Source organism: Acidovorax sp. NO-1, from assembly GCF_000238595.1.
Classification (GTDB): Bacteria; Pseudomonadota; Gammaproteobacteria; order Burkholderiales; family Burkholderiaceae_C; genus Acidovorax.
This window is the reverse complement of record NZ_AGTS01000159.1, coordinates 39,426-53,541: the sequence shown is the minus strand read 5'-3', so window position 1 is coordinate 53,541 and position 14,116 is coordinate 39,426. Positions and strand designations below refer to the sequence as shown.

Here is a 14,116-nt window from a genome sequence, read left to right as displayed (position 1 = left end):
CCGGGCAACATCCCGCGCGCGACTGGGGCTTGTCCGCTCCCACCGCGTAGCCAGCCTGTGTACAGTTCCGCCATGCCTGTGCAACCATCCTCCCTGACAGCCGGCGCGCTCGACGCCACCGCCACCCGGGCCTGCCTTCCCTGGAACGCGCTGGCCGACGAAATCGGGGCCCTGCTGCGGGACGATACGGTGTCAGTGCCCGCCCGCACGGTACTGCCTCTGCCCGGCGGCGGCAGCCTGTTCGTGATGCCCGCCACCGACAGCCAGGTGGCGATGACCAAGCTGATCACGCTCACGCCCGCCAACGCCGGTACCCACCGGCCCGCGATCCAGGGCGATGTCGTGGTGTTTGATGTTCTGACGGGCGAACGCCGCCTTGTACTGGACGGCCCCACGATCACGGCACGCCGGACGGCCGCTGTCTCGCTGCTGGCTGCCCGGCATCTTGCGCAAAAGCCTGCGGGTCCGCTGCTCATCGTGGGTGCGGGTGTCCAGGGCCTGGCGCACCTGGAGGCGTTCGTGGAAGGCCTGGGGGTGACAGAAGTCTGGATCGCATCGCGCAGCGCGGCCAGCGCCCAAAAGCTCGCCCGGCATGCCGCGACGGTCGGTGCCCAGGCCCACACCGTGACCGATGCGGATGCCGCCCTGCCCCATTGCCCCCTGGTCGCGGTGTGCACGCCCGCGCAAGCGGTGGTGCTGAGTGCGCCGCCACGGGCCGACGCATTCGTGGCGGCAGTGGGCGCGTTCACCGAGAACATGGCCGAGCTTTCTCCATCGTTCTGCCACCATGTGGCAGCGCACGGGCGCATCGTGCTGGACAGCGACGATGCGCGGTACGAAGCCGGTGATTTGCTCCAGGCGGGGCTGGATGCAAATCCATTGCCAACGCTGGGCCAACTTGTGCGCAACGGCTTCCCCCCTGCCACCGGCCCGGTGCTGTTCAAAAGCTGCGGCTGGGCGGGCTGGGACCTTGCAGCCGCCCGGCTGGCCATGCGCCCGCACCCCGCAGGCGCCACCCACCCGGCCGCACGGACGACGCCATGAACTTCAAGCGGTTTTCCGACTACAGCCTGCGCACACAGATCGCGCTGGTGTTCGGCACGCTGGTGGTCGGCCTGGCCGTGCTGCTGTCGCTGGGGTTTGGCGAACTGCTCAAGTACCGCATCGAACGCGACGCCGGCTCGTCACTGCAAGTGATTGCCCACAACGCGGGCAGACTGCTCAGCAATGGTCTGCACGAGCGCAGCCGCGAGGTCGAGGTGCTGGCGGCGTCCGAGGTCATCTGGAGCAAGGGGCTGGACTCTGCCGAGGCGCACCACATGCTGGCACGCAGCCAGGCCACCCAACCCCACAGCGTGTGGATCGGTGTGGCCGACGCGCAGGGCGTGGTGCGCGCCGCCACCGGCAGCCTCCTGGTGGGCCAGAACGTGGCCGAGCGCCCCTGGTTCCAGGAAGGTCTGAAGCATCTGTATGTGGGCGACGTGCACCCTGCCAAATTGCTCGAGAAGTTGCTGCCCCCCACGGCGTCGGGCGAGCCCCACCGCTTTGTCGATTTTTCAGCACCCATCCGGCTGGGACCCACCACGGTGGGCGTGCTGGGCATTCATGGCAGCTGGGAGTGGACGCGGGAGGTGATCGAAAGCCTGACCCCTGAGCGCACCAATGAGACTGCGGTGGAGCTATTCGTGTTTGACCAGCAGGAAGCGCTAATCTATGCCCCCAATGGCAAGACCCGTGCCCTGCAGGACGCCGGGCAGCGCCTGCCGGTAGGTTCCGACCGGCGACAAGGCCTGCGGCGTGAAAAAAACCCCGCAGCGGTGACCCGGTGGGCCGATGGACGCCTGTACCTCACCGCCATCACACCGCTGCCGGCGCGCAACCCCGAGAGCGATCTGGGCTGGTATGTGGTTGCGCGCGAGCCGGTGGAACTGGCCTTTGCCGAAGCCAACAAAGCGGTGCGCATGGCGTTGATGATCGGGCTGGCCGCCGCACTCTTCGCGTCGGTCCTGGCGTGGCTGGCCGCACGCCGCCTCAGCGAAGATCTGTATGCCCTGGCGCACGCCGCCAGCGCCGTGGAGGCAGATCGGCAAGATACGCACATTCCCCAGGCGCACAGCAGCCGTGAGGTGCGGCAGCTTTCGGGGGCGCTCGGCCGCATGACCCACCGGCTCATTGCCGCGCGCGGCGCCATGGAAGAGAAAGTGCGCCTGCGCACGCTGGAGCTCGAGGCGGCCAACCGCGCGCTGGATCTGCAGGCGCGTACCGACGCGCTCACGGGCCTGCTCAACCGCCGGGGCTTTGAAACCCAGATGGCCTTTGCCATGGCGCTGGCACGGCGCAGCCAACGCCCGTTGAGCCTGATTGCCGTCGATGTGGACCACTTCAAGCGGGTCAACGACACCTACGGCCACGAGGTCGGCGACGAAGTGCTGCGCCGGCTTGGGCAAACGCTGGAGACGCGGCTGCGCAGCTCGGACGTGGTGGCGCGCCTGGGAGGCGAGGAATTTGTGGCGCTGCTGCCGGATACAGACCTGGCAGGCGCCCAGGCCATCGCTCAGACTCTGATCGACTCCATGGCGGAACAGCACGATCCCGTGGTCGGGCACATCACCGTGAGTGCCGGGGTGGGCACCCTGCGGGACCTGCAGGACACCGGCGCCGACATGCTGCGGCGGGCGGATGCCGCGCTGTACGAAGCAAAGCGCCGGGGGCGCAACAGGGTCTGCGTGGAAGAGTGATCGCCAGGCGCCTGGGCAGCTCGCCGATGAATAGAGGCCCGCTCCCCACGGGGCGCCTTGGCACTAGTCGATCGCCGCCACCACTTCGCACCCCCGTGGCGCTGCTACCTCGAAGTAGGCCTGCAGGCGGTTTGCAGCAGCGTGCAGACCTTCATCCGGCACGGCACGCGCAGCGGCCAGCTGCTCCAAGGCATACGGCTTGTGGCCCAGCATCATCGCGGTGTTCACGCAGCGGCCCGCTGCTGCCATCCGGAGGATGAAGGCGTTGAGCAGATCACAGGGCCAATAGTGCGAGTGCGAGTGTGAGTGCGACTGAACGTGCGCCGGGTGCTCCATGAGCGCCGTTCCGCACAGTGCACGACTTTCGCGCGCATCGCGCACTGGCAAATGAGAAAGCACATCATCCCGGGCCTTGGCGGGTGCAGATGTTGCAGCAAAGGTCAGCATGGTGGACTCCTTCTGGCCACCGGACCATCCGATGGCATGACCAGATGCTACGGATGTGTCCTCTCGCAACACTTCAGCCAAAGGAACGAGGCCTTGTAGGACACCGGCTTTGCACAGGCGCCGCCAAGTTGCCCTGGCGTGCGAGCGATCAAGCCTTGGGCAGTGTCACGCCCACCTGCCCCTGGTACTTGCCGCCGCGGTCGCGGTAGCTCACCTCGCACACATCGTCCTTGTCGCTTTCGAAGAACAACACCTGGGCACAGCCCTCACCCGCGTAGATGCGCGCAGGCAGCGGGGTGGTATTGGAAAACTCCAGCGTCACATAGCCCTCCCATTCGGGCTCAAAGGGCGTCACGTTGACGATGATGCCGCAGCGGGCGTAGGTGCTTTTGCCCAGGCAGATGGTGAGCACGTTGCGCGGGATGCGAAAGTACTCCACGGTGCGCGCCAGCGCAAAGCTGTTGGGCGGGATGATGCAGCTGTCGCCCTCAAAATCGACAAAGCTCTTTTCGTCGAAGTTCTTGGGGTCCACCACCGTGCTGTGGATGTTGGTGAACACCTTGAATTCTGGCGCGCAGCGGATGTCGTAGCCGTAGCTGCTGGTACCGTAGCTGATGATCTTCTTGCCCTCGGCCTCACGCACCTGGCCGGGTTCGAACGGTTCGATCATGCCGTGCTCGGCCGCCATGCGGCGGATCCATTTGTCGCTCTTGATGCTCATGGCTGAAGTCCCTGCGCTGTGGCCCCAGGGCCGAAAAACCCGGGGCGCTATTAATTTTGTAGCTATTGGCGCTTGATGATCATGCGCTGGAGCCGTATTTTGCTTGAGAAATCACGGTTTTTTCCACAACGCGGTCATCGCCGAGCACGATCAGCGCAAACAACAGCTCATCGAGGTTGCGGGCCTGGCGGGTCTTGCGCGCCAGCAGCGGCGTGGCTGCGGGGTTGAGCACCAGAAAGTCGGCCTCGCACCCGGGCTGCAGGTTGCCCACCACGCCCGCAAGGCCCAGCGCCCGGGCCGCACCCGCGGTGTGTTGCCACCACAGCTGCTGGGGCGAGAGGCTCAGGCCCTGCTTGGTCTGCGGACCTTCGACGGTGGTGCGCCCCACGTAATAGGCCGCCAGCATCGTATGGAAGGGGCTGAAGCTCGTGCCACCGCCCACATCGCTGGCCAGGCCGTAGCCAAACCCCACCCGGTCGGCGCTGGCGTAGTCGAAAAAACCGCTTCCCAGAAAGAGGTTGCTCGTGGGGCTGATGGCTGCCACCGCGCCCGTGTCGCGCATCAGGGCGCGGTCGTCGTCGTCAAAGTGGATGCAATGGGCATACACGGCTCGCTCGCGCATCAGGCCGAAATCGTCGTACACGCCCAGGTAGCTGCGCGAGCGCGGGAACAGCTCGCGCGCCCAGCGGATTTCATCCAGGTTCTCCGCCACATGCGACTGGATCCACACATCGGGGTATCGCGCCGCCAGCTCGCCAGCGCCGCGCAGCTGCGCGGGGGTGCTGGTGGGCGCAAACCGCGGCGTGATGGCATAGCCCAAGCGGTCCACACCATGCCAGCGCTGGATCAGCGCTTCGGTATCGATGAGGCTTTGCTCGGTGTCGTCGCGCACGCCGTCGGGCGAGTGGCGGTCCTGCAGCACCTTGCCGGTTATCAGGCGCATCTGGTGCCGCTGGGCCTCTGCGAACAGAGCCTCAGCCGACGCGGGGTGAGAGGTGGAAAAAGCCAGCGCCGTGGTCACGCCGTTGCGCAACAGCTCTGCTATGAAAAACTGAGCTATCTGCGCACTGTAGTCGGGCGCTGCAAAGCGTTTTTCATGCGGAAAAGTGTAGTTCTCCAGCCAGGGCAGCAACCCGTCGGCGGGCGAGCCGATCACGTCCGTCTGCGGGAAGTGGATGTGCATGTCCACAAACCCGGGCGCAAGGATGCGCCCCGGAAGGTGGGTCACGGGCTGGTCTGCGTATTGCGCGCCCAGTGCCTGCCACGAACCTGCGGCCAGCACCCGCTGGCGGCCCTGCGCATCCGGGCCGATCGCCAGCAGGCCATCTTCGTCATACAGGGCGCGGCCATCATCGGCAAAGCGCAAAAGGGCAGAACGGTATACGGACATGGGCACTAGCTTACCGGCACCCTCCCATGCCCGCATACGGCGCATCCCATAGTGGCTATGGATGCAGTTTGCGGGGCATGGGCCCGGGCAGTATGTGACAGCAAGGGGCGCTCAACGCGCCAGCTTGCCCACCACGCCTTCCACCAGCCAGTTCATCTGCAGGATCTGAGCATCACCCAGCGCCTGGCCTGCGGCGATGCGCTCTTGCCCGTCGTTGTCGCGCACAGGGGTCTTGCCCGCACGGAAAGGCTGGAGCGTGCCCGCTCCAATGGCCTTTTGCGCGTTCAGCACCTCCTGCTGCACCGCCGCCGGCACACGGGTGCCAAAGTCGCCGACGCGGATCATGCCCTCGCGCACACCGCCCCACAGGTCGCCGCTTTTCCAGGTGCCGTTGGCCGCAGCACGAACGCGCTCGGTGTAATAGCGGCCCCACTGGTGCGTGACGGCCACGATCTGCGCGTCCGGCCCGGTACGCCGCATGTCGGAGTGGTAGGCCACTGCCATCTTTCCGCGCTCCTGTGCGGCCGCCATCACGGCCGTAGAGCCGGTGTGAAAGGCAATCACGTCCACATCCTGGTTGAACAATGCCATCGCGGCATCACGCTCCCTGGGCGGGTCAAACCAGACGTTGAGCCACACCACCTTGACGGTGGCCTGCGGGTTGACCGATCGCATACCGAGCGTGAACGCGTTGATACCCTGCAGCACTTCGGGGATGGGAAAGCCGGCCACGAACCCGGCCACGCCAGTCTTGCTCATGCGCCCTGCCGCCATGCCGGCCAGGTAACGGCCTTCGTAGTACCGCGCGTTGGCGGTGGCCACATTGGCGGACTGCTTGTAGCCGGTGATGGATTCAAACTTGACGTTGGGATAGTCCTGCGCCACCTTGAGCGTGGGCTCCATGTAGCCAAAGCTGGGGGTGAAGATGATCTGGTGGCCCGTGGCCGCCAGATCGCGGATCACGCGCTCGGCATCGGCGCCTTCGGCCACGTTCTCGACAAAGGTGGTTGTGACCTGGCCGCCCAGTGCGGCTTGCACCGCCTTGCGCCCCTCATCGTGCTGGCGCGTCCAGCCCGCTTCGGTGACCGGCGTGACATAGACAAACCCTGCCTTGATCGGCGGGGCTGGCTGCACCCTGGCGCTGGGGGCACCCGACTGGGGGAAAACGGGGGAGATGAATACGGCGCCCGCAAGCGCACTCACACAAGCCGCACGCAGTGCGGTGGCGAGGTTTTTGTACATGGTGTTCCTCTACATGGTCCCGGAAGGCAAAACAAAAAGACCGCCGGGACAGCGGTCTTTGCGGCGGATTTTACCGCAGCAGCCGTGGCCGACACGCAGCCCCGGATACGATGCCGACTGAATTGCCATTGCCAAGGAGCCACTGCATGCCCATGTTTGTAGACACCTCGCCCCCGGGACAGTGCATTTTCTGCCGCCTGGTGGCTGGCGAGATCCCGTATGCCGATGTCTATGAGGATGCCCTGACCATCGCCTTTATGGACATCGGCCAGGTGAACCCCGGCCATGTGCTGGTGGCCACCAAGCGCCACGCCGCCACCTTGCTGGATATCACCGCCGAAGAGGCCGCCGCCGTCATGCAGACGGCCCGGCGCGTGGCCCATGCGGTGCAGACCATCTTCAACCCTCCGGGGCTCACGCTGCTGCAGGCCAATGGCCGCGAAGGCGACCAGACCGTGTTCCATTTCCACATGCACGTGGTGCCCCGCCATGCGCAAGACGGAATCGCACTGAGCTGGCCCCGCAAGGAACCCGGTGCACAGGTGCTGCAGGGTTACGCGCTGCAACTGCGCGGCGCTCTGGCGTCCACGCCGGGGCCGCGCGCCGCCAGTCAGTAGTCGTGCTCGACGTAGCGCTCGAAGGTCTCCTTGAGCTTGTGCTCCCACACGCGTTTGTCCGCGTTGCTGGCAAAACTCGCCTCAAAGCTGTTGAAGGCCAGCTGGTAGGCATTGCGCACCGTGAGCCCGGTTGCGGCAAACACCTGCGTGAAGTTGTCGTTGATGTAGCCGCCAAAGTACGCCGGGTCGTCTGAATTGACGGTGGCCGCCAGGCCTGCATCCAGCAGCTTTCCCAGATTGTGGTCTGCGAGGTTAGGGAACACGCACAGCTTCTGGTTCGACAGCGGGCACACCGTCAGTGCAATGCGGTCCTGCGCCAGGCGTTGCATCAGCGCCGCGTCGTGCACCGCCTGCACGCCGTGGTCGATGCGCTCGACCTTCAATACATCGAGCGCGCTCCAGATGTAGGCCGCAGGGCCCTCCTCGCCCGCGTGGGCGACCAGGTGCAGGCCCAGCTCACTGCAGCGGGCGAACACGCGGGCAAACTTTTCCGGCGGGTGACCCAGTTCGCTGGAATCCAGGCCCACACCAACGATCTTGTCGATGAGCGGCATGGCCTGCTCCAGCGTTTCAAACGCGGATTCCTCGCTCAGGTGGCGCAGGAAACACAGGATCAGCGTGGCGCTGATGCCCAGCTCGGTGCGCGCGTCTTCGCAGGCGCGGTGCAGGCCGTTGATCACGGTTTCCATTGCCACGCCGCGCTCGGTATGGGTTTGCGGGTCAAAGAAGATTTCGGTGTGCAGCACGTTGTCGCGCGCCGCGCGCCCCAAGTAGGCGCGCGCCATGTCATAAAAATCCTGCTCGTGCAACAGCACGCTGGCCCCCGCGTAGTAGATGTCCAGAAAGCTCTGCAGGTTGGTAAACGCGTAGGCGTTGCGCAGCTCTTGCACGCTGGCATGTGGCAAGGTCAGCCCGTTGCGCTGCGCGAGCGCAAAAATCAGCTCGGGCTCCAGCGAGCCCTCGATGTGGATGTGCAGCTCGGCCTTGGGCATGGCGCGCAACAGGCCCGGCAGGCGCTCGGCGGAAATGGGGGGCACTTTAAACATCAGCAGACTCCAAAGGTGATACCGCTCTGGCGCAAAAAGCGGCGGTAGGCAGATGATGCCTTGTCGGCAGCGGTATGCAACTCTGCGCGCAGGTCCAGCGGCAGACACTGCGGCACCTGCGACTCCAGCACCGGCTGGTCCTGCGTGAAGATGGTGTGCTGAAAGGCCTGCAGCTTCTCGTCGGGCGACTCAAAATCTGCCACCGCCAGGCGAAACCACACCCGGCTGCGCACCGGGGTGACCGGGCAGATGAACAGCGCAATGGACTCGCGCCAGCCATCCACGGCCGTGGTGCCCGCCTCGGGCACCTTGGTCAGCACGGCCGCATAGGGCGCCGTGACTTCGTAGGCGTACTCGACCTGCGCCGGGGCCGTGGAGTGCAGGTTGGACTGCGGCTGCCAGGCCTTGCAGCCGTTGGCAAGCAACCCGGTGGGCGTGGCCTCCACACGGTAGTCGTCGATGGCCGTGGCATCGCGGCTGCCCAGCCAGCCTTCGTGCACAAAGCCGAAGTGCGACATGTCCAGAAAATTTTCGATGATGCGCGGCGCGCTGGCCGCCACGTCGTAAGGCCCGCAGTTGAGCTTGCGCAGGCGCGCGTCATCTTCGGCCTTGAATGCGGGCAGCGCCGTGGTGCCCTGCTCCATGCGCACCCAGACCAGGCCATGGGCTTCGCGCGCCTCGAAAGCACGCGCGCAGTGCCCGGGCGGCGGCACAAACGCGGGTAGCGCGGGCACATGGGTGCAGCGGCCGCCCGACGCAAACTGCCAGCCGTGGTACGGGCACTCCAGTTGGCCTTGCGGTGTCACGCGGCCCAGCGACAGGCGGGCTCCACGGTGCGGACACTGGTCGGCAAACGCTTGCACCGCACCCGCTGCGTCGCGCCACACCACCACGGGTTGCTCCAGAAGCTGAACGGCAACAGGCGCCTGCGCCACATCGCCCACCAACGCCACCGGATGCCAAAAGCCTGATTCGACCATCTGCCAGCACCTATAAATCCAGAACAGAAATGGAAAAGGGCCCCCCGCAGGCGACCCTCTCCAAGCGCAGCAGGCCCATAGGCCCACTCATTTTTCGACTTGCTTACTTCTTTTCACCGCCGGGGATCTTGCCTTCCACGCCCTTGACGTAGAAGTTCACACCGCCCAGGAACTTGTCATCGGCCACCATGTCTTTGGCGAGCACTTCCTTGCCGTCCTGACCCACGATAGGGCCCTTCCAGATCTGGTAGGTGCCATCGGCCAGGCCCTTCTTGATCTCTTCGACCTTGGCCTTGATGTCGGCAGGCACGTCTTCGGCGATGGAAACGATGTCGATCGCGCCTTCCTTCACGCCCCACCAGCTCTGGCTGGTGCTCCAGGTGCCTTCCAGCGCGTCCTTGGTGGCCTTCACGTAGTACGGGCCCCAGTTGATCACGGCCGATGCCAGGTGCGCCTTGGGGCCGTAGGCGGTCATGTCGCTGTCCCAGCCGAAGGCGCGCTTGCCCTTTTCCTGCGCTGTCTTCAGCACGGCGGGCGAATCGGTGTTCTGGAACAGCACGTCAGCGCCGCCGTTGATCAGGCTGGTGGCGGCTTCGGTTTCCTTCGGTGGGCTGAACCACTCGTTCACCCACACCACCTTGGTCTTGACCTTGGGGTTGACCGACTGGGCGCCCATGGTGAAGCTGTTGATGTTGCGGATCACTTCGGGGATGGGCACCGAGCCGACCACGCCCAGCGTGTTGGACTTGGTCATGGCGCCCGCGATCACACCGGCCATGTACGCGCCTTCGTAGGTGCGGCTGTCATAGGTACGCAGGTTATCGGCCGTCTTGTAGCCGGTGGCATGCTCGAACTTGATGCCAGGGTTGTCGGCTGCCACCTTGAGCATGGATTCCATGTAGCCGAAGGTGGTGCCAAAGATCAGCTTGTTGCCCTGGCCGGCCAGGTCGCGCAGCACACGCTCGGCGTCAGCGGATTCGGGCACGCTCTCGACAAAACTGGTGACGACCTTGTCGCCGAATTCCTTTTCGATGGCCTTGCGTCCGTTGTCGTGCGCGAAGGTCCAGCCGCCGTCGCCCACCGGGCCGACATAGGCAAAGGCGATCTTCAGCGGCTCGGGCTTGGGGGCCGGGGCTTCTGCCACAGGGGCCGGCGCAGGCGCAGGGGCCGGTGCCGGTTCTTCCTTCTTGCCACAGCCCACGAGCGCGGCAGCAGCAACGGCGGAGAGCGCTGCCACCTTGAGCATGGAGCGTTTCTGCAGATCAGTCATGTCGGTTCCTTCTTGAGAACGTTGGGGGTTGAAACACGCGAAAACAATAATTATGAGCCGGGATAAAACGGCTTGCCCAGTGACGCAGGCATGTTGATGCGAATCCACGCCGGATTGCGCGAGATCAGCGCCAGCACCACGATGGTGGCCACATACGGCAGCATGGAGAGCAATTGGCTGGCCACCTGCACGCCCGTGGCCTGCAAGTGGAACTGCAGCATGGTCACGCCGCCAAACAGATAAGCACCAAGCAATACCCGTGCCGGGCGCCAGGTGGCAAAGGTGGTGAGTGCCAGGGCGATCCAGCCGCGACCGGCCACCATGCCTTCGACCCACAGCGGGGTGTAGACAGTGGAGATATACGCCCCGGCCAGCCCGCACAGCGCGCCCCCGGCCACCACCGCCGCCAGGCGAATGCGGCGCACCGGGTAGCCCAGCGCATGCGCCGACTCGGGCGACTCGCCCACCGAGCGCAGCACCAGCCCCGCGCGCGAGCGGTACAAAAACCAGATCATCCCCGCCACCAGCAGCATGGTGAGGTACACCAGCGGGTGCTGGCGGAACAGCGCAGGGCCCACCAGCGGAATGTCGCCGAGCACCGGAATGGTGTACTTGGGCAGCTCTGGCAACTTGGCCTGCACGTAGCTGATACCGGCAAACGCCGAGAAGCCCACACCAAACAGGCTGAGCGCGAGCCCCGTGGCGTACTGGTTGGTGTTGAGCCAGATCACCAGCACGCCAAAGATGGCGGCCAGCAGTGCCCCGGCGGCCATGCCGGCCGCAAACCCCAGCCAGGTGTTGCCCGTGTGCACCACGGTGGCAAAGCCGGCAATGGCGGCGCAGAGCATCATGCCCTCAGCCCCCAGGTTAACGATGCCCGCCTTCTCGTTGATGAGCAGGCCCAGGGCCGCAATGGCCAGCACCGTGCCCGCGCTGAGCGTGGCGCCGATGAGCAGTGCATACGACTCCATCAGACACCTCCTTTCTTGCGGCCCACCCAGCGGATGCGGTAGGCGATCAGCGTGTCACACGCGAGCAACGTGAACAGCAGCAGGCCCTGGAACACGCCCGTGAGCGACTTGGGCAGGCCCAGGCGCGACTGCGCCAGCTCCCCACCGATGTAGAACATGCTCATCAGGATGGCCGAAAGGATCATTCCAACAGGGTGCAGGCGCCCCACAAACGCCACGATGATGGCCGCAAAGCCGTAGCCTGCGGGCACGTACGGTGTGAGCTGGCCGATGGGCCCGGCCACCTCCAGCGCGCCCGCCAGGCCCGCTGCGCCACCCGAGATGAGCAGCGCCGTCCACAGCGCCTTGCGCGACGAAAAGCCCGCATAGCGTGCCGCCGCCGGCGCCAGGCCGCCCACCTGCTGCGCAAAACCCGCACGTGTGCGGAACAGGAACACCCACAGCGCGGCCGCCCCAGCCAGCGCCAGCAAAAGGCCGATGGACACTCTCGAGCCCTGCATCAGGCGCGGGATCTGCGTCACTTTCTCGAACGTCTTGGTCTGCGGAAAGTTGTAGCCCATGGGGTCCTTCCACGGGCCATAGACCAGGTAGCCCAGCACCAGCGTGGCCACATAGACCAGCATCAGGCTCACCAGGATCTCGTTGGCGTTGAACTTGTCGCGCAGCAAGGCCGTAAGCCCCGCCCACACCATGCCGCCCAGCACACCCGCAAGCAGGATGGCGGGCACGATCCACGGGCCCGTGGTCTTGTCGGCCAGCAGCGCCATGCCCCCGGCCGTGACCGCGCCGATCACAAACTGCCCTTCGGCCCCGATGTTCCACACGTTGGAGCGAAAGCACACGGCCAACCCCAGCGCAATCAATAACAGCGGCGTGGCCTTGACCATGAGTTCACCGATGGCGTACTGCGACTTGACGGGCTCCCAGAAGAACACCTGCAGCCCGCGCACCGGGTCTTTACCCAGCGCCACAAACAGCGCGATACCGATCAACACCGTAAACGCCAGCGCCAGCAAGGGCGAGCCGTAGGTCCAGAGCCTGGACGCCTGGGGGCGCGGTTCCAGCTTAAGCATGGTGCACCTCCCCAGCCTGCGCCTTGTGCGCCAGGTGGGCCTGCACATCGGCATGCCACAGCCCGCTCATCCATTCACCAATGCGCTCCACCGTCGCGTCTGCGCGGTCCACGGAGGGCGACAGATGCCCCTTGGCCACCACATGCAGCCGGTCGCAGATTTCAAACAATTCGTCCAGCTCCTCACTGACCACCAGCACCGCGCAGCCCGCATCACGCAAGGCCAGGATGGAGCCGCGAATCTGCGCGGCTGCGCCCACGTCCACGCCCCAGGTGGGCTGCGAGACGATGAGCAGCTTCGGGTTGGCATCGATCTCGCGCCCCACGATGAACTTCTGCAGGTTGCCGCCCGACAGCGACTTGGCCGCCGCGTTGGGGCCACCCGCCTTCACATTGAAACGCCGGATGATGTCTTCGGCATGCTTTTGCAGCGCACCCACCTTGATCCAGCCACTGCCGCTGACCGCATTGGTGCGCGTGAGCAGCAGGTTGTGCGCCAGGCCCATGGTGGGCACGGCGCCGCGCCCCAGGCGCTCTTCGGGCACAAAGTGCAGGCCCAAGGCGCGGCGCTGGTTGGGCGCCATGCGGCCTGCGTTCTGGCCGGAGACCTGGATGCTGGCGGGCTCCGCGCGCTGGTCTTCGCCCGACAGGGCATAGAGCAACTCTCTCTGCCCGTTGCCCGACACGCCAGCAATGCCCACCACTTCGCCTGCCTTCACCTCGAACTGCAGGTCGATCAAGTCCACCCCAAACTGGTCGGCGCGCGGCAGCGACAGGCCCTGCACGCGCAGCACGGTGGCGCCGGTCTGCACGGCACGGTGCTCCAGCGCGGGCGGCTCGGCGCCGATCATCAGCCGCGACAGGGACGCATTGGATTCCTCGGCCGGGTTGCACACGCCCGTGACCTTGCCGCCGCGCAGCACGGTGCAGGCGGTGCACAGCGCCCGAATTTCGTGCAGCTTGTGGCTGATGTAGAGGATGCTGCAGCCCTCACTGGCGAGCTTGCGCAGCACCACAAAGAGCTTTTCGACCGCCTGGGGCGTGAGCACCGAAGTGGGCTCGTCCAGGATCAGCACCTTGGGCGCGGTGAGCAGCGCGCGGATGATCTCCACGCGCTGCATCTCGCCCACACTCAGCGTGTGCACGGGGCGCAGGGGGTCGATGTCGAGGCCGTATTCGGCCGCCTTGGCGGTGATGCGGCTGGTCACTTCGGCCAGCGTCAGGCTCTTGTCCAGCCCCAGCCACACGTTCTCGGCCACGGTGAGGGTGTCAAACAGGCTGAAATGCTGGAACACCATGGCAATGCCCAGGGCCCGCGCCTCTTGCGGGTTGCGCACCTGCACGGCCTGGCCGTTGAAGAACACGCTGCCTTCGTCGGGCTTGACCGAGCCGTAGATGATTTTCATCAGCGTGGACTTGCCCGCGCCGTTTTCGCCCAGCACGGCGTGGATTTCGCCCGGCAGCACCGTGAGCGACACGCCGCTGTTGGCCACCACGGCCGGGTAGCGTTTGGTGATGCCCACCAGCTGCAGCCGTGGCGGCGCCGCACCAGGCGCTAAAGGATTGGGGGGAGAACTCATGCGGGGGATTGTCTCTCAGTTTTACAACTTGTTATAAGAATC

The 14,116-nt window shown here is 65.6% G+C and carries 13 protein-coding genes; 3 read left to right on the top strand and 10 right to left on the bottom strand.

The genetic code is table 11. From position 1 onward, the window contains the following. The first annotated feature begins 72 nt into the window (after positions 1-72). Both KYG_RS22795 and KYG_RS22790 read left to right on the top strand, forming a co-directional pair. On the top strand, positions 73-1,044 hold the full coding sequence (locus KYG_RS22795) for a delta(1)-pyrroline-2-carboxylate reductase family protein (RefSeq protein WP_008907300.1): 972 nt from the start codon (positions 73-75) through the stop codon (positions 1,042-1,044). After that, positions 1,041-2,738: a diguanylate cyclase gene (locus tag KYG_RS22790; RefSeq protein ID WP_008907299.1), complete on the top strand. Its 1,698-nt coding sequence runs from the start codon at positions 1,041-1,043 to the stop codon at positions 2,736-2,738. Before KYG_RS22795 ends, KYG_RS22790 begins: the two co-directional genes overlap by 4 nt. Positions 2,739-2,801: 63 nt before the next feature. Here KYG_RS22790 and KYG_RS22785 read toward each other — a convergent pair whose 3' ends face one another. The 4 genes from KYG_RS22785 to KYG_RS22770 all read right to left on the bottom strand — a co-directional run bounded on the left by KYG_RS22785 (position 2,802) and on the right by KYG_RS22770 (position 6,538). Continuing rightward, positions 2,802-3,185, bottom strand: coding sequence for a hypothetical protein (locus KYG_RS22785; protein WP_008907298.1), 384 nt, complete (start codon positions 3,183-3,185; stop codon positions 2,802-2,804). 148 nt (positions 3,186-3,333) lie between these two features. Beyond that, positions 3,334-3,906: a dCTP deaminase gene (gene dcd / locus KYG_RS22780; RefSeq protein ID WP_008907297.1), complete on the bottom strand. Its 573-nt coding sequence runs from the start codon at positions 3,904-3,906 to the stop codon at positions 3,334-3,336. Positions 3,907-3,985: 79 nt separating this feature from the next. Further along, positions 3,986-5,296 carry a guanine deaminase gene (guaD, locus tag KYG_RS22775; protein ID WP_008907296.1) on the bottom strand — a complete coding sequence of 437 codons (1,311 nt, stop codon included), beginning with the start codon at positions 5,294-5,296 and terminating at the stop codon, positions 3,986-3,988. Between the two features lie 111 nt (positions 5,297-5,407). After that, on the bottom strand, positions 5,408-6,538 hold the full coding sequence (locus tag KYG_RS22770; protein WP_008907295.1) for a BMP family ABC transporter substrate-binding protein: 1,131 nt from the start codon (positions 6,536-6,538) through the stop codon (positions 5,408-5,410). A 146-nt stretch (positions 6,539-6,684) separates the two neighbouring features. Here KYG_RS22770 and KYG_RS22765 point away from each other — a divergent pair, with 146 nt between their 5' ends. Continuing rightward, positions 6,685-7,155 carry an HIT family protein gene (locus KYG_RS22765; protein ID WP_008907294.1) on the top strand — a complete coding sequence of 157 codons (471 nt, stop codon included), beginning with the start codon at positions 6,685-6,687 and terminating at the stop codon, positions 7,153-7,155. Here KYG_RS22765 and KYG_RS22760 read toward each other — a convergent pair. From KYG_RS22760 to KYG_RS22735, 6 genes are all read right to left on the bottom strand, one after another. After that, positions 7,149-8,201, bottom strand: coding sequence for an adenosine deaminase (locus KYG_RS22760; RefSeq protein WP_008907293.1), 1,053 nt, complete (start codon positions 8,199-8,201; stop codon positions 7,149-7,151). The two genes, KYG_RS22765 and KYG_RS22760, sit on opposite strands and share 7 nt — an antisense overlap. Then, complete coding sequence (locus KYG_RS22755) at positions 8,201-9,181, bottom strand: aromatic ring-hydroxylating dioxygenase subunit alpha (RefSeq protein ID WP_008907292.1); 981 nt, start codon at positions 9,179-9,181, stop codon at positions 8,201-8,203. The genes KYG_RS22760 and KYG_RS22755 overlap by 1 nt, the downstream gene beginning before the upstream one ends. 103 nt (positions 9,182-9,284) lie before the next feature. Continuing rightward, positions 9,285-10,451 carry a BMP family ABC transporter substrate-binding protein gene (locus tag KYG_RS22750; protein ID WP_008907291.1) on the bottom strand — a complete coding sequence of 389 codons (1,167 nt, stop codon included), beginning with the start codon at positions 10,449-10,451 and terminating at the stop codon, positions 9,285-9,287. A 50-nt stretch (positions 10,452-10,501) separates the two neighbouring features. Beyond that, positions 10,502-11,422, bottom strand: coding sequence for an ABC transporter permease (locus tag KYG_RS22745; protein WP_008907290.1), 921 nt, complete (start codon positions 11,420-11,422; stop codon positions 10,502-10,504). Further along, positions 11,422-12,495, bottom strand: a complete 1,074-nt coding sequence (locus KYG_RS22740; protein WP_008907289.1) for an ABC transporter permease — start codon at positions 12,493-12,495, stop codon at positions 11,422-11,424. Before KYG_RS22740 ends, KYG_RS22745 begins: the two co-directional genes overlap by 1 nt. Further along, on the bottom strand, positions 12,488-14,074 hold the full coding sequence (locus KYG_RS22735; protein WP_034695947.1) for an ABC transporter ATP-binding protein: 1,587 nt from the start codon (positions 14,072-14,074) through the stop codon (positions 12,488-12,490). The genes KYG_RS22740 and KYG_RS22735 overlap by 8 nt, the downstream gene beginning before the upstream one ends. Positions 14,075-14,116 lie beyond the last annotated feature (42 nt).